The organism is Streptococcus sp. HMSC10A01, from assembly GCF_001807785.1.
GTDB lineage: Bacteria > Bacillota > Bacilli > Lactobacillales > Streptococcaceae > Streptococcus > Streptococcus gordonii.
Map to the genome: position 1 here is coordinate 271053 of NZ_KV790983.1, position 24849 is coordinate 295901.

The 24849-nt window shown below is 41.5% G+C and carries 25 protein-coding genes; 7 read left to right on the forward strand and 18 right to left on the reverse strand.

Going from position 1 to position 24849, the window contains the following annotated elements; all coding sequences use genetic code 11:
* Positions 1-48 precede the first annotated feature (48 nt).
* Positions 49-309 carry a helix-turn-helix domain-containing protein gene (locus HMPREF3108_RS08455; protein WP_061599972.1) on the forward strand — a complete coding sequence of 87 codons (261 nt, stop codon included), beginning with the start codon at positions 49-51 and terminating at the stop codon, positions 307-309.
* A gap of 71 nt (positions 310-380) precedes the next feature.
* A complete protein-coding gene (gene xerC / locus HMPREF3108_RS08460; protein ID WP_070494217.1) occupies positions 381-1598 on the forward strand; it encodes a site-specific integrase in 1218 nt (405 codons plus the stop codon).
* A gap of 110 nt (positions 1599-1708) precedes the next feature.
* Here xerC and rpsI read toward each other — a convergent pair whose 3' ends face one another.
* From rpsI to rlmB, 5 genes are all read right to left on the reverse strand, one after another.
* Complete coding sequence (gene rpsI / locus HMPREF3108_RS08465; protein ID WP_048777331.1) at positions 1709-2101, reverse strand: 30S ribosomal protein S9; 393 nt, start codon at positions 2099-2101, stop codon at positions 1709-1711.
* Positions 2102-2120: 19 nt separating this feature from the next.
* Positions 2121-2567 carry a 50S ribosomal protein L13 gene (gene rplM / locus HMPREF3108_RS08470; protein WP_003026230.1) on the reverse strand — a complete coding sequence of 149 codons (447 nt, stop codon included), beginning with the start codon at positions 2565-2567 and terminating at the stop codon, positions 2121-2123.
* A 195-nt stretch (positions 2568-2762) separates the two neighbouring features.
* On the reverse strand, positions 2763-3626 hold the full coding sequence (locus tag HMPREF3108_RS08475; RefSeq protein ID WP_070494218.1) for a DegV family protein: 864 nt from the start codon (positions 3624-3626) through the stop codon (positions 2763-2765).
* A 141-nt stretch (positions 3627-3767) separates the two neighbouring features.
* A complete protein-coding gene (locus tag HMPREF3108_RS08480) occupies positions 3768-4412 on the reverse strand; it encodes a hypothetical protein (RefSeq protein ID WP_061593495.1) in 645 nt (214 codons plus the stop codon).
* The gene (gene rlmB, locus HMPREF3108_RS08485; protein ID WP_061593494.1) at positions 4412-5143 is read right to left on the reverse strand and encodes a 23S rRNA (guanosine(2251)-2'-O)-methyltransferase RlmB; all 732 of its coding nucleotides are present in this window, start codon (positions 5141-5143) and stop codon (positions 4412-4414) included. Before rlmB ends, HMPREF3108_RS08480 begins: the two co-directional genes overlap by 1 nt.
* A 147-nt stretch (positions 5144-5290) precedes the next feature.
* Between rlmB and HMPREF3108_RS08490 the strand changes: the two genes are divergently transcribed.
* On the forward strand, positions 5291-6253 hold the full coding sequence (locus HMPREF3108_RS08490; RefSeq protein ID WP_008808373.1) for an aromatic acid exporter family protein: 963 nt from the start codon (positions 5291-5293) through the stop codon (positions 6251-6253).
* Positions 6254-6320: 67 nt separating this feature from the next.
* Here HMPREF3108_RS08490 and HMPREF3108_RS08495 read toward each other — a convergent pair whose 3' ends face one another.
* The 10 genes from HMPREF3108_RS08495 to pnp form a co-directional block, all read right to left on the reverse strand.
* The gene (locus HMPREF3108_RS08495; RefSeq protein ID WP_008808372.1) at positions 6321-8168 is read right to left on the reverse strand and encodes an APC family permease; all 1848 of its coding nucleotides are present in this window, start codon (positions 8166-8168) and stop codon (positions 6321-6323) included.
* 385 nt (positions 8169-8553) lie between these two features.
* Positions 8554-9684, reverse strand: coding sequence for an ABC transporter ATP-binding protein (locus tag HMPREF3108_RS08500; RefSeq protein ID WP_070494221.1), 1131 nt, complete (start codon positions 9682-9684; stop codon positions 8554-8556).
* Positions 9685-9792: 108 nt separating this feature from the next.
* Entirely contained in the window at positions 9793-10668 is an 876-nt protein-coding gene (locus HMPREF3108_RS08505) for a helix-turn-helix domain-containing protein (RefSeq protein ID WP_008808370.1), read from the reverse strand.
* On the reverse strand, positions 10655-11059 hold the full coding sequence (locus tag HMPREF3108_RS08510; protein WP_011999874.1) for a Mini-ribonuclease 3: 405 nt from the start codon (positions 11057-11059) through the stop codon (positions 10655-10657). The genes HMPREF3108_RS08505 and HMPREF3108_RS08510 overlap by 14 nt, the downstream gene beginning before the upstream one ends.
* Positions 11052-12395, reverse strand: coding sequence for a cysteine--tRNA ligase (gene cysS, locus HMPREF3108_RS08515; RefSeq protein WP_048777337.1), 1344 nt, complete (start codon positions 12393-12395; stop codon positions 11052-11054). The genes HMPREF3108_RS08510 and cysS overlap by 8 nt, the downstream gene beginning before the upstream one ends.
* Before the next feature lie 17 nt (positions 12396-12412).
* Positions 12413-12934 (reverse strand): dihydrofolate reductase family protein, encoded by a 522-nt coding sequence (locus tag HMPREF3108_RS08520; protein WP_048777338.1) that lies wholly within the window; start codon positions 12932-12934, stop codon positions 12413-12415.
* Positions 12935-12942: 8 nt separating this feature from the next.
* Positions 12943-13707 carry a nucleoside phosphorylase gene (locus tag HMPREF3108_RS08525; RefSeq protein WP_048777339.1) on the reverse strand — a complete coding sequence of 255 codons (765 nt, stop codon included), beginning with the start codon at positions 13705-13707 and terminating at the stop codon, positions 12943-12945.
* 13 nt (positions 13708-13720) lie between these two features.
* Positions 13721-13939 carry a YdeI/OmpD-associated family protein gene (locus tag HMPREF3108_RS08530; RefSeq protein ID WP_041789507.1) on the reverse strand — a complete coding sequence of 73 codons (219 nt, stop codon included), beginning with the start codon at positions 13937-13939 and terminating at the stop codon, positions 13721-13723.
* A gap of 30 nt (positions 13940-13969) precedes the next feature.
* On the reverse strand, positions 13970-14587 hold the full coding sequence (gene cysE / locus HMPREF3108_RS08535) for a serine O-acetyltransferase (RefSeq protein ID WP_011999869.1): 618 nt from the start codon (positions 14585-14587) through the stop codon (positions 13970-13972).
* An 86-nt stretch (positions 14588-14673) separates the two neighbouring features.
* Positions 14674-16872 (reverse strand): polyribonucleotide nucleotidyltransferase, encoded by a 2199-nt coding sequence (gene pnp, locus HMPREF3108_RS08540; RefSeq protein WP_070494223.1) that lies wholly within the window; start codon positions 16870-16872, stop codon positions 14674-14676.
* 521 nt (positions 16873-17393) lie between these two features.
* Here pnp and HMPREF3108_RS08545 point away from each other — a divergent pair.
* The 3 genes from HMPREF3108_RS08545 to HMPREF3108_RS08555 all read left to right on the forward strand — a co-directional run bounded on the left by HMPREF3108_RS08545 (position 17394) and on the right by HMPREF3108_RS08555 (position 21688).
* Positions 17394-18755, forward strand: coding sequence for an MFS transporter (locus tag HMPREF3108_RS08545; RefSeq protein ID WP_070494225.1), 1362 nt, complete (start codon positions 17394-17396; stop codon positions 18753-18755).
* Between the two features lie 114 nt (positions 18756-18869).
* A complete protein-coding gene (gene pepF / locus HMPREF3108_RS08550; RefSeq protein WP_048777342.1) occupies positions 18870-20666 on the forward strand; it encodes an oligoendopeptidase F in 1797 nt (598 codons plus the stop codon).
* Positions 20667-20836: 170 nt separating this feature from the next.
* Positions 20837-21688 (forward strand): hypothetical protein, encoded by an 852-nt coding sequence (locus HMPREF3108_RS08555; RefSeq protein ID WP_053092492.1) that lies wholly within the window; start codon positions 20837-20839, stop codon positions 21686-21688.
* A 326-nt stretch (positions 21689-22014) separates the two neighbouring features.
* Here the strand turns inward: HMPREF3108_RS08555 and HMPREF3108_RS08560 are convergent, their stop codons facing one another.
* Complete coding sequence (locus HMPREF3108_RS08560; protein WP_070494227.1) at positions 22015-22965, reverse strand: hypothetical protein; 951 nt, start codon at positions 22963-22965, stop codon at positions 22015-22017.
* Positions 22966-23389: 424 nt separating this feature from the next.
* Here HMPREF3108_RS08560 and HMPREF3108_RS08565 point away from each other — a divergent pair, with 424 nt between their 5' ends.
* Positions 23390-24058, forward strand: a complete 669-nt coding sequence (locus HMPREF3108_RS08565) for an MIP/aquaporin family protein (protein ID WP_070494229.1) — start codon at positions 23390-23392, stop codon at positions 24056-24058.
* Positions 24059-24157: 99 nt separating this feature from the next.
* Here HMPREF3108_RS08565 and trxA read toward each other — a convergent pair whose 3' ends face one another.
* Both trxA and HMPREF3108_RS08575 read right to left on the reverse strand, forming a co-directional pair.
* Entirely contained in the window at positions 24158-24472 is a 315-nt protein-coding gene (gene trxA, locus HMPREF3108_RS08570) for a thioredoxin (RefSeq protein WP_045505534.1), read from the reverse strand.
* 15 nt (positions 24473-24487) lie between these two features.
* Positions 24488-24709, reverse strand: a complete 222-nt coding sequence (locus tag HMPREF3108_RS08575) for a DUF4649 family protein (protein WP_070494231.1) — start codon at positions 24707-24709, stop codon at positions 24488-24490.
* Positions 24710-24849 lie beyond the last annotated feature (140 nt).

The following is a 24849-nucleotide window of genomic DNA, read 5'->3' on the forward strand; positions in this document are numbered from 1 at the left end:
TAGAAATAATAACTACAAATATTATATCATGAAAGGACAAAAAAGACTATGCAAGTGATTTTACCAGACGAACAAATTCATCAGCTACAACTGTTAATTAGCCGGCTTATAGAAAATGAAATAAAAAATAAATTGGATAGTAACAACATTGAAAGTCCATTCTTGAACAAGCAACAAGCTTGTAAGTATCTAGGAATTGCCAATAATACGCTTGATTCTTGGATAAAAAAGGGGTTACCAGTTATTCGAGTTGGAAAAACTGTCCGCTTTGATAGAATTGAACTCAATCACTGGTTACAAAATCAGTAGCATTCTAACCGTGGTTTGATATAATTAAGCCACGGTATTTTTCTAGCTCAATTCAAAAAAAGGAGAATACTATGTCAATTACAAAAACTAAAAATGGAACTTATCGCTTACGTATCTATGTCCCAGAAGAAGTCAAATCATCATTGGGAATTGATAAAAAAGTGATTGAAAAACGTTTTAAGCTAAGGAGTGAAGCTAAAAAATACGAACTTGAATTACAAAACAGGATTGATAAAATTTTAAGCGGAGATTCAACCTTATTGGAAACAAATGGTTCAACCCTCTTTTCCGATTTTTATCACAATATTTGGTGGGAATCCTATAAAGCAGGTCAAACAACATCTACCACAAAACCACCTTCACAAGCTACTATTGACGGTACAGAAATTGTCTTTAGAAAACATATCCTACCCTTGCTTGGAAATTATTCTATTGATTTTCTCAATCAAAATAAACAAGTTGTTTTGAACCTATTGACCCAAAAAGCAGAAGAATATGCCAACTTCAAAGTCATCAGAAGCTATGTTAACTCTATTTTTGATTGGGCTGAGGAATTAGAATATATCGAAACTAATCGCCTCTCTAAAACCATTAGCCGTATTAAGGCAACTAAAAAAATCAAACTACAAGAGGCTAAAAATGATGAAGATTTGTATCTGTCACAATCAGAACTACAAGCATGGTTTACAGCGTTTGAAGAAGATTTAGAAAATGACAAACTCCTGTTCAAAGATTATGTGTTATTCTATACAACCTTTTTCCTAGGTGATAGAAAATCAGAGAGCTACGCTTTGCAATGGAAGCATGTTAATACAAAGGAACAGGAAATTCAGTTAGTACAAGCTTTAGATAAATACAAAAATCCAAAGTCTACCAAAGGAAACAAGAAGACAACTTTTCGAATTCCTAATGAGTTAACTGACTTGCTTCAGGAATGGAAAAAACAGCAAAAAATTGAACTGGCTAAATTCAATATTATCCAAACTCCTGATCAGTATGTATTTACATATATTGATACAAAGGGGAATGTAAACAGTCGTCTCCATGCTGATTATCTTAACAACAAGATGAAATCTGTTAAGCGCCGTCATCCAGAACTTGCACATGCAACCCCTCATAAATTACGACATACAGGAGCTACACTCGCTAAACAGGCTGGAACCTCTATGGAAGCTATTTCTGAAGCACTCACTCATAGTGATACGATTACAACTAAGACTTATGTCAACACTTCAAACGTAATCCCAATGGCTGTTGGAGAAATTGCCTTTCGAAATCTTAAAAAATAATGGTGTGAATTTGGTGTGAAAAGTGGTGTGAATTTGTCTAAAAATCATCAAAAAAACACCCCATGGTGTGAACCATGAAGTGTTTCGAAACGTTGATATAATCGTGTTGATTAACGTTTTGAGAATTGTGATGCTTTACGAGCTTTCTTAAGACCTGGTTTCTTACGTTCTACCATACGAGCATCACGAGTAAGAAGTCCAGCGCGTTTAAGAGTATCGCGGAAGTCTGGGTCTACTTGAAGAAGGGCACGAGCGATACCGTGACGGATAGCTCCTGCTTGTCCTCCGTAACCACCACCATTAACGTTTACGAAAACGTCGTATTGACCAGCAGTTGAAGTAACTGCGAATGGTTGGTTGATAACCAAGCGAAGGTCAGCGTGTGGGATGTACTCTTCAACATCTTTTTTGTTTACAGTGATTTTACCAGTTCCTGGAACAAGGCGAACGCGTGCAACAGCGTTTTTACGACGTCCAGTACCTGCATATTGTGCTTGTGACATAGCTTATTTGTTCCTTTCCTTAGATAAGTCCTGAAATATCAAGAACTTCTGGTTGTTGTGCAGCGTGAGTGTGCTCAGCGCCTACAAATACTTTCAATTTCATACCTTGAGCACGGCCAAGAGTATTGTGTGGAAGCATACCTTTAACTGATTTTTCGATCAAACGAACAGCGTTCTTAGAGCGAAGTTCACCAGCAGTGATAGATTTCAATCCACCTGGGTACATTGAGTGAGTGTAGTAAACTTTATCAGTAGCTTTTTTACCAGTCAATTTAACTTTTTCAGCGTTGATAACGATTACGAAGTCACCTGTATCAGTGTGTGGTGTGAATGTTGGTTTGTTTTTTCCACGAAGTACGCTTGCTACAACAGCAGAAAGGCGTCCAAGAGGTACATCAGTAGCGTCAACTACGTACCATTTGCGTTCAACTTCACCTGGCTTAGCCATGTATGTTGTTTTGTTCATGATTTCTCCTATTTGAATATCGTTTTTGTTTACAGGGCGGATGTTCCGGTCCGCAAGTTATTTGAAAGGTTCCGGGGCCTTACAAATGGGGTAAACAATACCGCTTACTATCATACCAAATTTTTAGGCCAAAAGTCAATATCTTTGCCGGAAATATTTCACTTTTTAACTTGTTTTCGTTTTCAAGTTTGTTTCTTAATCTCGGTCGTTTTTTGCGAAGCCAAATAAGGCTAAGGTTCCTGGTCCAACGTGGGTTGCAATAACTGGTCCAAGTGGTTCAATCAAGACTTCTTTCACTCGGCCATCTGCTAAGAGCTGTTCCTTCAGATTTTCAGCATCCTGATCAGCATCTGCATGAGCAATCACTGCACGATCATCCGCTATATTTTCTAAAAGCATGCGAACACACTCTGCCTGAGCCTTCTTCTTTCCTCTCACCTTAGCAATTGGTTTCAAACTTCCATCCGCTTGAACTGCAATAATTGGCTTGATACTAGCCAGACTACCGATCATGGCAGCTGTTTTTGAAATCCTTCCGCCCCGCACCAAGTGATTCAGATCATCCACTAAGAAATAGGTTTGAACTTTTGGTCGCAAAGCTAGTAAAATATTCAAGGTCTCAGTTAGTGATTTACCTTCTGATCGTGCTTCGACAGCCTTCATTACCAGAAGCCCTTCCCCCATAGAAGCAGCCCGACTCTCAAGGATCTCAATCACAGCCTGAGGATAGTCTTCCAAGACTATGTCCCGAGCCATAACTGCACTCTGATAGGTTCCAGATAGCAAGGAAGCAAAAGCTACATACAACAGCGGTGTGCCAGCTTTCGCATATTCTCTAAAGACATCCTCAAATTGGCCTACGTTAATTTGACTGGTAGTTGGTTGACTTCCTGCCTTCATCTTTTCAAGCAAGGTTTTACTGGTTAGTTTGTTTTCCCCTACTGTTTCATAGGTCACTCCATCCAGCTGAATGGTCAAGCCTAGGATTGTAACATCGTGTTCAGCTGCCCATTTTTCAGACAGGTCTGTTGTAGAATCCGTTAAAATTTTAAAGGTCATCTTTTTTCTCCATCATTTTTTAGTTCCCACAGAAGCGCTTCTCCATGGGCATAAGCGGGTTATTAGTGGTGTTTTGAATGACCACCTTATTGGGACTAGCTATTAAACATTCTTGCTTTTTAGGAAAGTTATTTCGCTAGGTTAATCCAAAACAGGACTGACACCTTGAAAACCATTCAAATCAAAAATATATTGGAAATATTCATCTTGTGGATCTTTTAAAATCAGGTTTGCTCTATCATTAAGCAATTCAATACAAGTCCATTCCCCATCTAAACACTCAACATCATATTTTTTATCTTCTAAAAATAAATTTGTTAATTGTACTTCTGGATATTTATTTTGGAAAGAAACCATCCCAGAGTTGTCATTTCGGTAAGCAAGCACAGGAACTTCCACTTTTTGATTTCCCATATAAAAGGAACTCATACACCTCTTTTCAGCAAGGCACTCATATTTTCCTTTTACATAATTCATAATCTCTTTATTTAAAATTGTAGAAAAATTGAGAATGCTGATGAGATCCGCCTTAGCACTGGATAAGGTTTCGACCTCAATTAGGTATTTTAAAGAGCCATTTACCTGACTTCCTTGACCGTATAAATCCGTGCAATTCAAGGAATATTGGGTCAATAAATCTTCTAATGGATACTGATCTGCTTCGTCAGTGATTTCAAAGCAAAAGCAATAATTATCTTCTCCTTTATTATGATAGATATCATAAATAATTAGTTCAAACTTTTCTGTTTGATATTTTTCTAACTCATAACTTCCAAGTACTTGCATTAACCCACCCGATTTCTAAAGACTTCATACATGAGAATTGCCGCTGCTACACTGGCATTGAGGCTCTGGACATGGCCATTCATGGGAATGGAAATCATCTCGTCCACCTGCTTTTTAATATTGCTTGAAATCCCCTTACCTTCGTTACCGATGATGAGGGCCAGCTTGCCTGTGGTATTCCACTTATGAGAAGGCGTCCCCTGCATATCTGTACCGAAAATCCAGAAACCAGCTTCCTTGAGCTTATCCAGAGTCTGGCTGAGATTGGTCACACGAGCAATAGGAATATGCTCAATAGCACCCGTTGAGGTCTTGGCAACGACTGGTGTCACACCGACTGCCCGGTGCTTGGGAATGATGACTCCAGCCACATTGGTCGCGTCAGCCGTCCGCAAGATAGAGCCCAGATTGTGAGGATCAGTCAGCCCATCCAAAATCAATAAGAGAGGATTGTCTTCCTGCTCTGCTTTTTTCAAGAGTACCTCAAAGTCAGTATAGGCGAACTCTGCGACTCGCAGGACAAAGCCCTGATGAACTGCTCCGTCAGTCATCTCCTGCAAGGTCTTCTTAGGCGTCCAGGAGATGGAAACCTTTTTTTCCGCTGCTAAATCTTTGATTTTATCGACCTTTTTACCACGCAGGTCGTCTTGAATGTAGAGTTTATTTCCAGTGTTGGCTGCGAGCGCTTCTGTCACCGCATGCACACCGTAGACAATATCGTTTTTTTCCATGTTTTCAGTATAACATAAATGCCTCCAAAATTGCGACAGCTTTTACTGAACAAAACAAGAAATCCGAATTGAAGGAATCATCCTAACCAACTTTATACTCTAGTCATGATATAATAAAGCGACTCTAGAAAAAGAAAGTTGACGCATATGTCCCTTCTCCACCGAACGATCAAACTGATGCTCGCCACCTGCCTAGCGGCTTGGCTAGCAAAAACTTTAGGATTAGCTTATTCAGTCTCTGCTGGTATTATTGCTCTTTTGAGTGTTAGCGATACACGCCGGAGTACAGCTAGACTAGCTAGAGACCGCTTTTTATCGACCCTGCTGGCTCTGGCTATTGGAAGCTTAGCCTTTCACTTTCTAGGCTTTAATCTCGGTGCATTAGCCCTCTATATCGCAATCTATGTTCCGCTAGCTTTTCAACTTGGATGGGAAATTGGCATTACCCCCAGCACTGTCCTGGTCTCTCATCTGCTCTTAGAAAAATCCACCTCTTGGCTACTTCTTGGTAATGAGCTCGCTCTATTTCTCATTGGAACTGGCTTTGCTCTTTTAGCCAATCTCTACATGCCCTCGCGCCAAGAGGAGATTGACAGCTATCATGAGCAAGTGGAAGAACAACTAAAAAAGATTCTCCTTCGTTTTGAATACTTTTTAAAGTCTGGAGACGGACGAAACGAAGCGACCCTAATAAAAGAGCTTGATACAACTCTAGAACAAGCCTTGAATCTGGTCTACTTGGACCGCTCTAACCATCTCTTTCATCAAACCAACTACCATATCCACTATTTTGAAATGCGAAGAGCACAGAATCGCATCTTGCTGGATATGGCCGGTAATATCAATACCTGTCGCCTAGCAGCTAGCGAAAGCTTCATATTGGCTAAACTCTTTTTAAAAACAGCCAAACAGTTAAGTCAAGAAAATCCAGGTCATGATTTGCTGGATGAAATCGAGGAATATCTGGCTGTCTTTCGAAAACGGCCACTTCCTAAGACTCGCCAGGAATTTGAAACCCGCGCTACGCTCCTTCAGCTCCTGCGGGACTTGGAGACCTTTATTGAGTTAAAGGTTGATTTTTATAGGAATTATCAAGAAGAAAGAAACTAACTCTTTCTACACAAAATAAAAAAGGAACCAAAAAAATTTGGTTCCTTTTTTACATTAAGAAAGTAGGTTACTCTTTTAAGTGATAAGAATAGCTTGCGACTACAACATCTTCGTACCACTTTAGATAATATTTCAATTTTAAACTCATTTGATTATGAAGGATATTTTGCCAGCTCTTTTTCGGGATAAACTGAGGAACCAAGACTGTCACTGTCCTTCCTTCTTTTTTAGCCCGCTTTGCTACCTTGATCACATACTGAACTGTTGGAGTAATGATATTGCGGTAGCTAGTCGTAACAGTCTCAAATCGAATATCAGGGAAGTAGTCAGCAAATTCCTCTGCGACTTCAGCATCCTTTTTAGCAGTTTCAGTTGTTGAGACGTGCATTGCGACGACATCGTCGCCAATACTGCGAGCATAGCTCATCGCTCCAACACTAACTCTGGTAACATTTCCGACTAGTACAATTACTGTATTGCCTGTGTAATTCTGACGCTCGATATGTTCTTCTAATCTCAGCTGTCTCGCGACTCTGTTATAGTGCTGTTTAATAGCTAAGAACAGCCAGGTCAAGACAATGATAATGGGAAAGAAGGGCCAAATATCTCGCAGACGGAATAAAAGTAAAATAAGAACAATCCCGTAACAAATAACAGCACCAAGGATATTCGCAATTGAATGCTTCAAGAAATCTTTTCCAAACTTTTTCTTCCAATGGACAACCATACCAGTTTGAGAGAGGGCGAAGGGCACAAATACACCAATGGTATAGAGTGGGATCAAACGCTCTGTGTTCCCTTTAAAAATCCACAAAAGAGCAATAGCCCCAAAGGCCAATGTAAAAATCCCGTTTGAATAGCTGAGTCGATCTCCTTTTTCCATATACATATGTGGCATATATTTATTCTTAGCCATATTGTAGGAAAGCACTGGAAAAGCTGAGAATCCTGTATTAGCCGCAACTGCCAAGATCAAAGCTGTTGACAATTGAAAAACATAGAATAAGACACGACCAAGTGGAGAACTTCCCAAAATTGCCTGAGCCATCTGTGCCAAGGTAGTTACACCTTTGACAGGCACGATTCCAATCCAATAGTTTAAGAAAGTGATTCCTGCAAACATGATCCCTAGGATTAAAGCCATAATTGATAGGGTTGTTGCAGCATTGTGAGCCTTTGGCTTCTTGAAAAAGGGAACTGAATTAGATATGGCTTCCACTCCAGTCAAGGAAGCTGAACCACTGGTAAATGCTCGGAGCAACAAGATCAAACTTACTCCAGTAATAGAAGTGCCAATATGAGCAGTTGCGTGATATTCCAAGTTTCCTGTCATGATTTGCACAAATCCAAAAGCAATCAATAGCAAAGTACTTAAAATAAAAAGATAGACAGGAACCATTAAGGAAGTCGCTGATTCTTTTAGCCCTCGTAAATTCATTAGCATCAATAAGAGGACTAGCAAGACCGAGATGTGTAGATTGTAAGGGTGTAAGACAGGAATCGCTGAGGTAATGGCATCCGCTCCAGAAGCAACTGAAACAGCTACAGTCAACATATAGTCTACCAGTAAACTTCCACCCGCAATTAAGCCTGCTGTTGGAGAAAGATTTTCTGTCGTTACCATATAAGCCCCTCCTCCTTGAGGATAAGCATGGATAACCTGACGATAAGAAATTGTTAAACTTGCTAGTAAAACTAATACAACAATTCCTATAGGAAGTGACCACCAAATCGCTCCGACAGAAACAGAAGTTAAGACCAAAACAACCTGCTCTGGTCCATAAGCGATGGAAGATAAGGCGTCACTAGAGAGCATAGCCAAGGCCTGTAGCTTTGTCAATAAATGACCATCCTCTCCTTCTTTACCGGATTTTAATGGGCGTCCAATAAAAAATCCTTTTAACTTGGAAAACATAAGTTCCTCCTCAATTAAAAAATAAGGGCTATTTTACTCTTTTTCAGAAAACATGTCAACAGTTTTCTGGATTTTTTCAAGTTTTAAACAATATTTCTTTATTCAACAGTGTGAGCTAGTAGCAATTAATAGATTGTGAGAAGGATTCAATTATCCTATCCTTAAAGAAGAGAAGTGAATCTCCTCATCTCTAATGAAATAACTTCGAAGGACAAATTCATATTTTCCAAACTCCATTTGCTATCACTTATAAAAATAATCTCTTCAACTATGAGGTTTTTGGGCCTATCAAGTATGGATTATAAGACCTAATATGATAGAAAAAAACGAGCGTAGATGTCCAAGCTCGTTTTTGATAACTAAATTTTCTTCATTGTAGAAAACATTAATAAACTGTCTTTTCAGTTTCTTTATCGAAGAAGTGCGCCTTGTTCAAGTCAAATCCAAGATCGATTCCTGCACCTGTTTGCAAGTAGTCACGCGCATCTACTTTTGCGATAAATTCGTTTTTACCAACTTGGCAGTACAAGTGCGACTCTGAACCAAGCAACTCTGATACAGAGATTGTTGCGTGTACCACTGAGTCAGGGAAAGTTTCAAGGAAAGCAGGTTCTGTATTGATATCTTCTGGACGGATACCAAAAATCAATTCTTTACCTTCGTAGCCTTTTTCTTTCAGAACTTTCAAGATCCCTTCTGGCACTTTCAATCTCACACCTTCTGTAACGATCTCGTTGCCTTCAAGCTTCACATTGATGAAGTTCATAGCTGGGCTTCCGATAAAGCCGGCAACAAATTTATTGACAGGGTGTTTGTAAAGTTCTTGTGGTGTACCAACTTGCTCTACGCGACCAATTGTACCAGTTCCTGATGGGTTCTTAGTTGCTGACATGATAACAATACGGTCAGCCAAAGTCATCGCTTCTGTTTGGTCGTGTGTTACGTAGATAGTTGTTGCTCCGATACGACGGTGGATTTTAGCGATTTCAGCACGCATAGATACACGAAGTTTTGCATCCAAGTTTGCCAAAGGCTCGTCCATCAAGAATACTTTTGCATCACGGACAATAGCACGTCCCATGGCAACACGTTGACGTTGACCACCTGAAAGGTCAGCTGGCTTACGGTCCAAGAATTCTTTCAAACCAAGGATTTCAGCAGCTTCTTGAACACGTTTGTCGATATCATCTTTGCTGTATTTACGCAATTTCAAACCGAAGGCCATGTTGTCGTATACAGTCATATGAGGATATAGGGCATAGTTTTGGAAAACCATGGCAATATCACGGTCTTTTGGTGCCACATCGTTAACCACTCGGCCATCAATTGAACATTCACCTTCTGTGATGTCTTCAAGTCCAGCAATCATACGAAGAGTTGTAGACTTACCACATCCTGAAGGTCCTACGAATACGATAAATTCTTTGTCTTGGATTTCCAAGTTGAAATCCTCAACAGAATAGTGTTCACTATTTGGATATTTTTTGTAAATGTTTTTTAGGTTTAATTCTACCATGATAGGCTCCTTTTAAATTTATACTCTTATTATATTTGAAAGCGTTTTACAATGCTATGGCAAACTGCCTAAAATAAAAAAAATGTTTTGTGCAGCCTGCACAAAACATCAAAATAAATCTTTCAAAATGATATGGTAACAGAGTGATAAATCTGTCAACTCTTTTAACTGCAAGCCTGTCAACTCCTCCCACTTATCCAAGCGATATTGGAGAGTATTCCGGTGAATATAAAGTTGCTGGGCTGCCTTGGTCACAACTGCTCCATTTTCCCACAAGGCTAAGATAATCTCGGTTAATTGCTCTTGCCCATCTATAAGCTGATGTAGTTTTCTCTTCAGAGGAAGAAGAGTGTCCTTAGCCTCGTCTAAGCCCCATAAAAAGAGCTGGGAGAAGGACAAAACAAAAGAGTGCTGGTAACGATTGAACCATTGGATAAAGAGTTTGCTTTCAGCCTGGTAGAGCTGAGGCAACTCGTCTTTCACCGATTTGGGCCAGACTTGCCCAATCAAAACAGCCAAACGCAGGTTAAAGTCATATTCAACAGCTGACAAGACATCCCTCAGCAAATCTTTAACAGTCAATTGTTGCCCCTGATCAAGAACAAAAATATAGTCTTGCGGGCTGGTCTGAAAATAAGCGACTTTATTGGTCAAAAGAGTTCGCATCATGTCCAGCCAGGCTGAAATAGATTCTGCCTCATAATGGAAAAGATGACAATGAATAAACTGTAGCGCCTCAACCTCATGGGGAAGCGTTTCTTCGGACTCAGATACTAAATATCTATACCAGGGATTTTGTGAAAAAACGGACTCTTTTTCTGTCAGTAGAGCAAGCAGTTGCTGTTCTCGATCTGTTAAATCTTCTGTTGCCAAAACTAGCCAATGTTGCTGATCAAGACGAAGCGAGACTTTCTGGCTATCTTGACTGGGTTTATCTTGTAGACTAGCCTTTGGAAACAAAGCTAGCAGTTCATTTGTTTTCATGAGTAGCTTCCTCCACTCGTTTGACACACCAGTCAATTAATTCTTCCAAGCGTTCGATTTCTTCCGTCATATGCAGGTAGCCCATGACCGCTTCAAAGCCAGTAGACATACGGTAAGTAACAATATCTGCATTCTTGGCCTTGGTGTGGCTATTAGCATTGCGGCCGCGCTTGTAAATATCCTCTTCCTTTTCCGTCAGAATTCCTTCTTCCAGCATGAGAGAGATGAGATTGGCCTGAGCCTTGGCAGAGACGTACTTGGTCGCTTCCCTGTGCAGCTGATTGGGCTTGGTCAGACCCTGAAAAATCAGGTGACGTCTTATATACATGGAGTAGACAGCATCTCCCTCAAAGGCGAGGGCAATGCCGTTAATCAGGTTGACATCAGTCACGGGTCCACCTCACTCCGTCCTTGGTATCCAATAGCTTAATCCCCTGAGCGGCCAATTCATCCCGAATACGGTCTGCAGTCGCAAAGTCACGATTGGCACGCGCTACTTGGCGCTCCTCAATCAAGCGCTCAATGTCCGCGTCCAGGACTTCTTCTACAAAGACGATACCAAAAACTTCTAAGAGCTTGGCAAAGGCTGTCTTAACTTCAGCGGTGTAATTGCCAGAATTGATCCACTTGGCTAACTCGAAGACAACCGTGATACCATTGGCTGCATTGAAATCTTCGTCCATAGCAGCGGTGAATTTATCCAGAAAGTCTTGCAGCTGATCAGAGTCTGCCTGACCCGTGAAAGGCTGCTCATAGGTATTCTTCAAATATTTGAGATTGGTCGCTGCATCATGAACTGCTTTTTCCGTGAAATTAATGGGCTTGCGGTAATGCTGGGTAGCAAAGAAGAAACGCAGCACTTGACCATCAATAGTCTTGAGGGCATCATGAACAGTGATAAAATTGCCTAAAGACTTGGACATCTTAACATCGTCAATGTTGACAAAGCCATTATGCATCCAGTAGTTGGCAAAAGTCTGACCAGTCTTGGCCTCTGACTGGGCGATTTCATTAGTATGATGAGGAAACTCTAGGTCTGCTCCTCCACCGTGGATATCAATAGTATCGCCCAAGATCTCCGTCGACATGACCGAACACTCGATATGCCAGCCCGGACGGCCTGCTCCCCAAGGGCTGTCCCAGGAAATCTCACCTGGCTTAGCTGCCTTCCAGAGAGCAAAGTCCACTGGATTTTCCTTACGAGCAGTCTCCTCATCTGTCCGGCCAGAAGCACCCAACTCCAAGTCTGCCAAGGTTTTATTGGCTAATTTGGCATAATTGTGAGACTTTTCCACTCGGAAATAGACATCGCCCTCTGACTCATAGGCATAGCCTTTGTCAACCAAGTCCTCAACAAAACGGATGATGTCAGCCATAAACTCCACCACCCGCGGATGACGAGTCGCAGGTTTTACACCCAGAGCTGAGACATCCTCACGAAAAGCTGCGATATACTTATCAGCCACTTCTTTTGGTGTGATGCCTTCTTCCTTGGCGCGATGGATAATCTTATCATCTACATCTGTAAAATTGGAAATATAATTGACCTCAAATCCCCGATACTCAAAATAGCGACGAACTGTGTCAAAAGCTACTGTTGAGCGGGCATTGCCGACATGGATATAGTTATAAACCGTCGGACCGCAGACATACATGCGAACCTTGCCCTCTTCAATGGGCACAAATTCACGTAGGCTGCGGGTCATGGTGTCGTAAATTTTAATCATGCGGTCCACTCCCTTCTCTATTTCTGACTTTTTCGGCTGAAAACCAGCTCTGCAAAAGGGCCAAATTGTCTGAGGCTATCCAGTTGGTAAAAGCGCTGCCCTTCCTCTTGGGTAAAGAGGGGAACCCCCTTTCCTAGGATAAGGGGCGCTATCTGAATAATGAGGTGGTCGAAAAGATCCGCATCCAAGAGCGGTCTTACCAAGGAATTACCACCAATCACAAAGACATTTTTGCCTTTGTCAATCTGGTGAACAAAGTCCACCACATCCCCAGCTACTGGCTGGTAATTGCTGACAGGCAGGTGCCTATCATGCGTAAAGACATAGTTTTCCGTAGCTTGATAAAAACTTTCTACATCTTGCAAATCTTGGATTTCCTCAAAGGTCCGCTTGCCCATGATGGTGATATCCATTTGCCTGTAAAAGTCATCATAGCCTGTATCCTCTACAGAACCAAGCTGATGCAGCCAGTCTATCCTGTGCTGACTGTCTGCCAAGTAGCCATCCATGGTGATACAGCCGTAAAAATATACTGCCATTCTTGTAGTTACCTTTCTAGTTCCTTTGCTATTGTCAAAGCGATAGTGAAAAAAGTCATGGCATCAGCTGTCCGCTCAGCATGGCGGGCATCCCAGGTTCGGTTATGATGATCCACATAGTCAGCTGTGTAGAAGAACTGATAAACCTTTGTCTTACGAAATTGGCTCCAAGCCATGATAGCCGAAGCTTCCATGTCCACCACTTGGGCACCAGCAGCCAAGCGACGCTTGACCTTATCAGGCGTTTCTCGATAAAAGGCATCAGTCGTCCAAGACTTGGTGCGGATATGCTCGATATTGTGCTTGTCAAAGATGGCTTCTAGCTCGATTAGCAGAGACTCGTCATAGGATACTTCGTCACCCGCTGGGGCATAGTGATAGCTAGTTCCTTCATCTCGCAATGCAACCGCAGGCAGGATAATTTTATCCGCCTCAATTGAGCGGTCCAAAACGCCACAGGAACCTAAAATGATAAAATTTTTGAAGCCTCTGGCCGCCAACTCTTCCAGCTGGCCAACTATCATCGGAGCCCCAATTGGAGCCAACATAACTGCTAGCTTGCTAGGACCTTGACCATAAATATACCATGGATGCTGTCCGTTTATGCTTTTCAAATAGCCTCCTGGATAGACTTCTTCTGACTCAATCAAACGTTTCAGAATTTCCCCATTAAAGGACAGGATGATGGTTTCGCATACCTCACCCTTGGCATGGACTGGCTTTTCAGTTGGCTCAATAACTGCTGCTACATCTTCAAATTCCTCTAATAGCATAAGTTCTCTTTCTTTAAGGCTCCAGCAAATCCAGCTTCATCTTTTCTATGCGGCGTAGCTTGGTCTCATCTTTTTTGGCTTCACTGATATAGCGAGCCCATTCGCGCTGGTGGCTAGGGGGCAGTTTTGTAAAGCGCTCCTTGGCGGGACCGTCCAAGTGCTCTTTCAGTTCAAGGACTACCTGCTTTAAAATAGTATCTGATAAATCTGACATGTCGATCCCTCCTGTCATATTTTACTTAGATAACTTTGCCAACCTTTCCTACAGACTTGACGAATGGTGGCTGGCTTCACGGGCATGCTCGAGTTTATTGACGTAGTACTCCCGTTTTTCTTCGACTTCGTGGATAGTCGGCTCATCCTTCTGTCCATGAACTCGGACAATTTTAGCAGGAATTCCGACAACTGTCACATCACTAGGAACATCTGCCACAACAACTGCTGCAGCACCGACCTTAGCATTTTCGCCGATTTCTACCGGTCCGATAACTTGGGCATGAGCAGATATAAGCGCTCCTTTGCGAACGGTAGGATGGCGTTTGCCACAGTCTTTCCCTGTTCCCCCAAGAGTCACCCCATGATAGAGGAGAACTCCCGTCTCAACAATCGCTGTCTCTCCAATCACCAAGCCAGAACCGTGGTCAATAAAGACACCTGATTCAATCTGGGCTCCAGGGTGAATCTCTATCTGGGTCCAAAAGCGCCAGAATTGACTGTGCATTCGTGCTAATAGCTTGAAACCACGCTTCCACAAAAAATGAGAAAGACGATGAGCTGCCAAGGCTTTAATCCCTGGATAAGTCAAGAGGACTTCTAGGGAATTTCGAGCTGCTGGATCATTTTCTTTTACAATATCAATGGTTTCTTTCCACCACCCCATCTTCTTCTCCTTTCATGATGTAAAAAACAAGGGAGCTGGCCCAAGAATTGCAACGCAACTGAGCCCTACTACTCCTTGTTTGTCTTTTATTCTTCTGTTTGAGTATGAGGTGCTTCTTCATGTTTCTTATGAGGATGCCCCTTACCATGATGCTTATCATGGTGCTTGTCTGATTTTTCAGGTTTAGGCGGACGTGGCAAAAGAGCCTTCATGGAAGCATCTACCCGGCCTTTGGCATCAATCTTGATAACCTTGACATCCACTTCATCACCGATTTGTACGACATCTTCGACATTATTGGTCCGAGTCCAAGCTAGCTCTGAGATGTGAACCAGGGCATCTGTCTTGTCAAAGAGATTGACAAAGGCACCGAATTTCTCAATCCGAACAACCTTGGCATGGTAGACTTCATCCACTTTTGCTTCGCGGACCAAGCCGGCAATGATTTCCTTGGCACGATTGATGGCGTCTTGATCGCTGGAGTAAATGGATACATTTCCTTCTTCATCAATGTCAATCTTAACACCAGTCTCAGCGATAATCTTATCAATGGTTTCACCGCCTTTACCGATGACAATCTTAATCTTGTCCACATCAATCTTGATAGTGTCGATTTTCGGAGCAGTTGGAGCCAACTCAGGACGTGGAGCTGGAATTGTCGCTTCAATCAAGTCCAGAATTTCAAAGCGGGCTTTCTTAGCCTGAGCAAGAGCTTCTGTCAGGATTTCCGCTGTAATTCCTTCAATCTTGATATCCATTTGGAGAGCGGTAATCCCGTCACGAGTACCAGCCACCTTAAAGTCCATATCACCAAAATGGTCTTCCAAACCTTGAATGTCCGTCAGAACCGTGTAGTTGCTGCCATCTGAAATCAAGCCCATAGCAATACCAGCAACCGGAGCCTTAATCGGCACACCACCAGCCATCAGAGCCAAAGTGCCTGCACAGATAGAGGCTTGGGAGGAAGAACCGTTTGATTCCAAGACTTCTGCTACCAGACGGATAGCATAAGGAAACTCTTCCAAGCTAGGCAAGACTTGCTCCAAGGCACGTTCCCCAAGAGCACCGTGTCCGATTTCACGACGACCAGGAGCACCATAACGGCCTGTCTCTCCGACAGAATATTGCGGGAAATTATAGTGGTGCATGAAGCGTTTCTTGTATTCTGGATCCAAGCCGTCAACAATTTGCGTTTCGCCCATTGGTGCTAGAGTCAGAACAGACAAGGCTTGGGTTTGCCCACGAGTAAAGAGACCAGAACCATGCACGCGCGGCAGATAATCTACTTCCGCATCCAGCGGACGGATTTCATCAACCTTACGACCGTCAGGACGGACCTTATCTTCGGTAATCAAACGGCGCACTTCAGCATGCTCCATTTGCTCCAAGATTTCAGCCACATCACGCATGATACGGTCGAATTCTTCGTGGTCTGCGTATTTCTCTTCATAAACTGCTGTGACTTGGTCTTTGACAGCCTGAGTCGCTGCTTCACGCGCCAGCTTTTCTTCTACCTGAACAGCCTTTTGCAAGTCGCTGTTATAGGCTGCGATAATCTCTGCCTGCAACTCTTCATCAACGTGCAGCAATTCTACTTCTGCTTTTTCCTTGCCGACTGCTGCGACAATTTCTTCTTGGAAGGCAATCAATTCTTTAACTGCTTCGTGCCCTTTGAGAAGAGCTTCCAGCATGATATCTTCAGACAGTTCCTTAGCTCCAGATTCTACCATATTGATAGCCTCTTTGGTACCAGCCACCGTCAATTCCAAAAGTGAAACTTCCTTTTGTTCCTTGCTAGGATTTATGATAAATTCACCATCTACATAGCCGACTTGAACTCCTGCGATAGGGCCGTTAAAAGGAATATCTGAGATAGAAAGAGCCAGAGAGCTACCGAACATAGCAGCCATTTGAGGCGAAGCATCTTCGTCATAAGAAAGAACGGTATTGATAACCTGAACTTCATTGCGGAAACCTTCCGCAAACATAGGACGAATCGGACGATCAATCAAGCGGGCGGTCAAAGTCGCATCTGTTGACGGACGGCCTTCGCGCTTGTTAAAGCCACCAGGATATTTCCCAGCCGCATACATTTTTTCTTCATAATTGACCTGCAATGGGAAAAAGTCACCAGTAGCCATCTTTTTGGACATGGTTGCCGCAGTTAAAACGGTACTTTCTCCATATCGAACAACGGCGCTGCCGTTTGCCTGCTTTGCAACCTGACCGGTTTCAACTACCAGTTCACGACCTGCAAAAACGGTTTTAAAAACTTGTTTTGTCATAAAGACTCCTTGCCGAGCACATGCTCCAATTTTTTCATACGCCTTGGCTACAAAGATCAAGATACTAAGCTCGTCAAAAGCAAAGTAAAAATAGGAAAGTGACGAAGTCTTCTATGAAGACAAGACAGTTTATCTTTTTTACACAGCTTTTAGGGCGGGTTCAATTCATCAAGATACTAAGCCCTTAAGCAACCCATAGGTCGTGTTCAGTTAGCACTTTAACTTTAATTTCATGGTCTTAGTAGCTTATTATATCCTCATCTTTGTATCAAGCACGTATAGACTTTATTTTACCACAATTTCAAGCAAAAGAAAAAGGCTGAAAATGGCTTTTTTCTATCAAAAGTAATAAAAATCCATTTTTCTTTTCTATAGCTGATTATAGTCAGCTGTCGGAGTTCGTTTTTTCCTTTCGATTCGTCAAACAAGATGGCGGTATAGCCACTATTCACTTTTCAAAGAGGTCTTCTTGCTTTATAATAAATACAGTGACTCATTTCAAACATGCAAAGGAGACAATCGTGCCAGAACATCAAACAGTTGAAAAGAAAGATTTTTTCTCGCTCCTTGCGACAGCCTTAGTCTGCTTTGCAGGCATCTTATCTGAAACCAGTATGAATGTAACCTTCCCGCATCTAAGTAAGGTCTTTGGGTTAGGATTGGGAACGCTACAATGGATTACGACAGGGTATTTACTAGCAGTGGCTATTACAATTACTTTAGGAGCGACCTTAGCCCACAATTGGAAAGAGAGAACCATCCTCTTTACTGCTTTGGCCAACTTTTGCTTGGGAACTCTGATTGCCATGTTGGCTCCAAGCTTTCCCATCTTGATGGTAGGGAGAATCCTACAAGGAGGAGCTACTGGATTAGCCATTCCTTTGCTCTTTAACTTGATTGTTGAGCGTGTTCCTAAGCAAAAAATAGGAACCTACATGGGCTTATCTGGAATGGTGGTCAGCCTAGCACCAGCAATTGGACCGACTTACGGTGGTTTTATGATTAGTCGGTTTGACTGGCATATGATTTATACCTTTATTCTTCCTGTCCCAATCATTTCCTTTATTCTTGGCTTTTTCTTTTTAAGAAATTCCGAGAAGTCTAGGAAACGCGCCTTTGATCTTCTCTCATTTTTCCTCTTAGCAAGCTCACTCGTCTTTGCCATTGTAGCCATCTCTAGCTTAGAAGAAGGACATATTGATTGGCTCTATCTTGTTCTCTGCATACTGCCACTAGCCTGCTTCATCTATCGGAGCTTGAAAATCGATCATCCATTCCTAGATATTCGGATTTTAAAGCAACCAACAGTCTTATTGGCTATTTTACCCTTCTTCATTTTTCAATTTATCAACCTATCGGCTAATTTTCTGATTCCCAACTTTCTAGTCATAGAAAAAGATATTTCAACCGCTCAGGCAGGCTTTGCATTACTTCCGGGAACCATGCTTGGAGCCTTCCTCTCTCCTCTCTTTGGCAAACTATATGATAGAAATGGTCCTAAACCACCCCTTTTTACAGGAAATTCACTTCTTTTCCTGGCTGTACTCTTGCTCCTTATCTTCACAAAAGAACTCACCTTAACAGCTGTTATTGCTATTTATATTTGCTTTACCTTGGGGCGAAACATGGCCTTTAATAACACACTAGCCCTAGCGACGACTCAAGTTGATAAAGGAAAGACTGCAGATACGACCGCGCTCTTTCAGCTGGCCCAGACCTTTGCGGGCGCTATAGGTACTGCAGTCACAGCTGTCATCGCCAATCAAGCTCCCAATATGACAAAAGGAACTCAAAACGTCTTCACCCTTTTATTAGGCTTAGTTATCTTCGTATTCTTGTCTTATCTACTGCTTTTTAAAAAGATTGCTGCAAAGAAACATTGACTTTTATCCTTGACCTGATAAACATCTAAAATTTCCGACTTATCCTTCTCCTCCAAAGACATTTTGGGGGATTTTTTGCTATACTATTTCTATATATGACAAAAGGAGTATACTATGGAACAAAAACATCGTTCTGAATTTCCGGAAAATGAACTCTGGGACCTAACAGCCCTTTACCAAGACCAAGAGGACTTCCTCCGGGCCATCGAGAAGGCCAGAGAGGACATCAAAAAATTCGTCCGTGATTACCAAGGTAATCTCAGCACTTTCGAAGATTTTGAGCGGGCATTTGCTGAGTTAGAGCAGATTTATATCCAAATCAGCCACATCGGCAACTACGGCTTTATGCCACAGACCACTGACTATGGTGACGAGAGCTTTGCACAGATTGCCCAAGCGGCTATGGAGTTTGAGACTGAGGCCAATGTCGCACTCAGCTTCTTTGACGACGCCCTGGTCGGTGCAGATGAAGCTATCTTAGAAAAACTGGGCCAAGAGCCCCATCTGACTTCAGCTATCCGCCAAGCTAAAATCAAAAAAGCCCACTATCTGGGAGCAGATGTCGAAAAAGCTCTGACTAATCTGGGCGAAGTCTTCTACAGTCCTCAGGATATTTACACTAAGATGCGGGCTGGCGACTTTGCTATGGCTGACTTTGAAGTAGACGGCAAAGTATACAAAAACAGCTTTGTCACCTATGAGAATTTCTACCAAAACCATGAAAATGCAGAAATCCGCGAAAAATCTTTCCGATCTTTCTCTGATGGCCTTCGCAAGCACCAAAATGCCGCTGCAGCTACCTATCTGGCTCAGATCAAGTCTGAAAAACTACTGGCTGACATGAAGGGCTATGACTCTGTCTTTGACTACTTGCTAGCTGAGCAAGAAGTTGATCGCTCTATGTTTGACCGGCAGATCGACTTGATTATGAGCGAATTTGCCCCGGTAGCTCAGAAATACCTCAAGCATGTCGCTAAGGTAAACGGACTTGAAAAAATGACTTTTGCCGACTGGAAGCTGGACTTGGACAGCGAGCTCAATCCCGAAGTCAGCATTGATGATGCCTACGACCTCGTCATGAAATCAGTCGAGCCACTCGGACAAGAGTATTGTCAAGAAGTTGCCCGCTATAAGGAAGAACGCTGGGTCGACTTTGCGGCCAATGCTGGAAAGGATTCTGGAGGCTATGCTGCTGATCCTTATCGGGTTCACCCTTATGTCCTCATGAGCTGGACTGGCCGCATGAGCGATGTCTATACTTTGATTCACGAGATCGGCCACTCCGGTCAGTTTATCTTCTCTGACAATCACCAAAGCTACTTTAACGCCCACATGTCCACCTACTATGTGGAAGCACCGTCTACCTTTAATGAGCTCCTGCTCAGTGATTATCTGGAACGCCAATTTGATAATCCTCGCCAAAAACGCTTTGCCCTGGCTCATCGTCTGACGGATACCTACTTCCATAACTTCATTACTCACTTGCTGGAAGCTGCCTTCCAACGCAAGGTCTATACTTTGATTGAAGAAGGCGGAACCTTCGGCGCAAGCAAACTCAACGCTATCATGAAAGAAGTCTTGACGGACTTCTGGGGCGATGCCGTTGAAATTGACGACGATGCTGCCTTAACTTGGATGCGTCAGGCCCACTACTACATGGGGCTTTACAGCTACACTTACTCCGCAGGTCTGGTCATCTCTACTGCAGGCTACCTACATCTGAAAAATGACGAAAATGGTGCACGTGACTGGCTTGAACTGCTCAAATCTGGCGGAAGCAAGACTCCGCTTGAGTCAGCTATGATTATCGGAGCAGATATTTCGACAGACAAACCACTCCGCGATACTATCCAGTTCTTGTCTGACACAGTTGATCAGATTATTGCCTACAGCGAGGAGTTGGGGGAATAAGTCCATATCTTTAGAATCAGACTCAGATTATTCATCTGGGTCTGATTTTTGAATCCCTTTAGAAAATTTTAAAAAAATCTATATTTTAAAATTTTACAAAAATATCTATTGAGAACGCTTCCTTTTTGTGATATGATGTCCTTGGATATATATCCGAAGGGAGAAAAATTATGAAAAATTTTTTTGAAAAGCAGACCTTGAAGAAAATATTGCTTGTTCTGGCAGTTCTCTTCATCATTATTCTTGCACCAATCACCATGCCATTGATGTTCCTAGGAGGATGCTTTGGTATTTGGCGCTTCTCTAAACGAAAACCGAATATTCGAAAGCGCAATATCGCCATTGCTGTCACTATTGTCGGAATACTAGGAACCTATGCAGTAGGGAAGTTAACTCCTGATGTTATTAAAGAGCAGACAGAACAAAGTCAGGTAACAAAATTTACATCTAATAGTTCCTCGACTAGCTCATCGTCATCACAAACTAGTAGCTCTACAGCATCTAGCAGTAAAAAAGAAAAAGAAAAACAAGAGAAAGAACGTAAAGAAAAAGAGCTAAAGGAAGCTCAGAAACAAAAGCAGGAAGAAGAGAAAAAAGCTCGCGAGGAACAAGCACGTAAAGAGGCGGATACTAAGAAAATTGTTGAGGAAGCCAATCAGGCTGTCCAACAGCTTGAAAATAATCAAGTTGCAGAAAACATTTCTCCAGCACAAGCAGCTGTCGAACGCGTTGCAGATCCAACTACAAAAGCTGACTTGACTGATCGCATCGGACGAGTTCAAAATACAATTAACCAACAGGCTGAAGAAGCACGCCTTGCAGAGGAAACACGCCAAGAAACTGCAAGACTGGCAGCAGAACAGCAACAAACAAGAACTGTTTATGTCGCTCGAAACGGAACTGCAGATGTATATTGGTATAGTATGGAGAATATGCCATCAAATACACGTTTTGATAGAGTCGTGTCAATGACTGAAGCTGATGCCATTGCCTCTGGAAAAAGACACACAAGTAAAGAATAATATAAAAAAATGCACAAGAAAAATTTTCCCTTTATCTATTTCGTCCTCAAGGCAATATGTATATGCTTAACCACTTCGCGACATCATTTAATTATTGTCGGATACAGATGATCTGATTATTGCCTTTAGCGAAGAGGGTGGAAAATAAAAGCTTTTACCTATGATGGATTTAAGAGTATTTATCATCTAAAACCAGACTACACAAAAAATCACCTGAAACGGGTGATTTTTTTGCAATTTAGAAAAATTCCATCTACTAAATGTCCAACTAGCAAGAGGTTGGAGTATGCGGGTTCGAAGAGTCCATTCAAGACTCTGGTAGCAGCTTATTCGAATTTACCTTTATTAGCTTCATTCGCTGGCTTCATATTGATTTGTAAAAGATTAGCGATATTTTCTTTATCTATCTTAGCATTCCCTTTATTATCAACCTTAATTGCCAAATAATGAGTACTAGTGTCATAATAATCCATTCCCTGTAAATTCACATAGTTATCTGCTTTAAAATCTAGAGCAGCTAACTGGTAGACAAATCGAATAATCAAGCCTTTAGAATAGTTGGTTTCAACAACCTTATTGTGTTCATCTATCAAGCCTTGGAAGAATTCTTGATTATCCTGATGATAAGATGCCTTAACCTCGTACTGATAGACATCTACAGATGGAGCCTTAAATTTCAAATAGACCATATCGCCTTCTACTTTGTAATCTTCAAGAGTGTATGCTCCAGCTTTTCCCAAGGCATTAGTGTTTACTTTGAAAAACATTGGTGCGTATACCTTGAGTGGGTAACTTTCTCCCTTATACTTAAAAACTGTATCCTTTGAAAAAGTTGCATAACGTTCAGACAATACAGGAGCTATGACATCATTCCATAACTTATCAAAAAATTCTTCTTGATTGCTAGCGCCTCTTGCTTTTAAAACCAAATCGAAATTCTTTTGATTAACAAAAACAGCATCTACTAATTTCAAAGCCGCTTGTACCTTGGGATTGGTAATCTCCTTTTTCTTTTTTTCAAGATCGTCAGCCGCCTTTTTAACACCATCTAAGGTTGTAGTGACTTCCTTTCCACTATTTGTTTCAACATACGTTTTCTCATAGGAAACAGGGCTAACTTTTGCATTCCAATCAAATGATGCAGCAGGTCCAGTCACATCTGTCTTATGATATAATGAATTTTTAGCAGTATCAGTCGATTTAGACGAACATCCAACAAGAGCAACTGCTAAAGTTATTAAACTTACTAAGAAATAAATTCTTATCTTCTTTCTCATATTATTCTCCTTTTCTAATAATGATTCTTACCTACCATCTAGTATACCATGACAAAACTTATCTTAATGACTTTTTATATAAATAAATTCTAAAATATTATAAAAAATGTAGTTTCTATTCCCTTCTTGTTTGAAACCTAACTTCTTTTAAATCGCTAAACATAAAGTCACTTGTTTGCTCTAAAGTCAAGCATTGTTGTGTTTTGTCCATTTTTAAATTTCAAATCTTGTCTATTAAAATGATAGCACTAAATAAAGCAAAGAGTCCTTCTCAAAAAGAGTTAAGAAAAACTATTCAATCTGTTCAATACTAAGGATAAGCTGGTCGTTTTATGATTTTCAAAAAATTTTCAAGTCACTTTTCTTGAATCCGATTGCTTCTTTTGATAGACTAGTGCTTAGTTTTAGAAAAAGGAGACAGAAAATGAAAAAGTTTTTTGCTGAATTAATCGGTACATTCATGCTTGTGTTTGTAGGAACAGGCGCAGTTGTTTTTGGTAATGGTGTAGAGGGCCTTGGTCATCTTGGAATTGCCCTTGCCTTTGGTTTGTCAATCGTTGCTGCTGCTTACTCTATCGGTACGATTTCCGGAGCTCACCTCAATCCTGCAGTATCTATTGCTATGTTTGCAAACAAGCGTTTGTCGTCTAAGGATCTTGTCAACTACATCCTTGCACAAGTTCTTGGGGCTTTTATTGCTTCAGCGACAGTATACTTCCTCTTGGCTAACTCAGGTATGCCAACTGCCTGCCTAGGTGAAAATGCCTTGGCAAATGGTGTAACCGTCTTTGGTGGCTTCTTATTTGAAGTCATTGCAACCTTCTTGTTTGTCTTGGTTATCATGACTGTAACTTCTTCAAGCAAAGGGAACAGCTCTATCGCTGGTCTTGTAATTGCTTTGACTTTGGTAGTGATGATCTTGGTTGGTCTCAATATCACTGGCCTCTCAGTTAATCCAGCTCGTAGCTTGGCTCCAGCTCTTCTTGTAGGTGGTGTAGCCTTGCAACAAGTTTGGATCTTCATCTTGGCACCAATTGTTGGTGGCCTTCTTGCAGCTGTAGTTGCCAAAACCCTTCTTGGAACAGAAGAATAATCGAAAATAAAAAGAGCCTTGCTCCTTATCTTGAGGAACAGGGCTTTTTCTTTAAAAATTAAAATACACTCCCATTTTACTCACAGGAGTGTATTGATTTTAACTCAATTCAGCAACGATAGCCTTGATTTGTTCTGCAGTATGAACACCTGCAACTTGTTTAACCACTTGGCCATCCTTTTTAAATAGAAGTGTTGGAATAGACATAATTCCAAAGGATCGAGCTGTCAGTGGATTTTCATCCACATCTATTTTGACAATTTTAAGTTTATCTTCTGAAAATTCTTCCGACAGTCTATCTAGCACTGGCCCTTGCATTCGACAAGGTCCACACCATGTTGCCCAAAAATCAACTAAAACTAAGCCATCCTTTGTTTCTTGCTCAAATGTTGCATCTGTAATTGCTTTTACCATTATTTTTATCTCCTTTTAATCAAACTTTGTCAAATCCTGCTTCATCAGGAAAAAGAATACATCGCCATAAGTCCCGTGATAATCCAAATCACGCCCATTATAGGTCAGTTTCTGAACCGGATAATAATCCGCAACCCCAATCAAGCAGGCTTGTTGAGATTGTTCAAATGCTTGATAAGACTCAAAGGTCATCTTGCGCTCTTGCTTGACAGCATCCAAATAAGTAATTTCAATCATAACTTCTCCTTTTTCAAATTACTCTTGTAATTTTTTATTTTACGATTATATTGTAATCATCTTAATTACATCTGTCAAATAAAACGACTCAGAAATATTCATTCACTTTTCAAGTCGTTCACTGAGTGCCTAGCAAATGA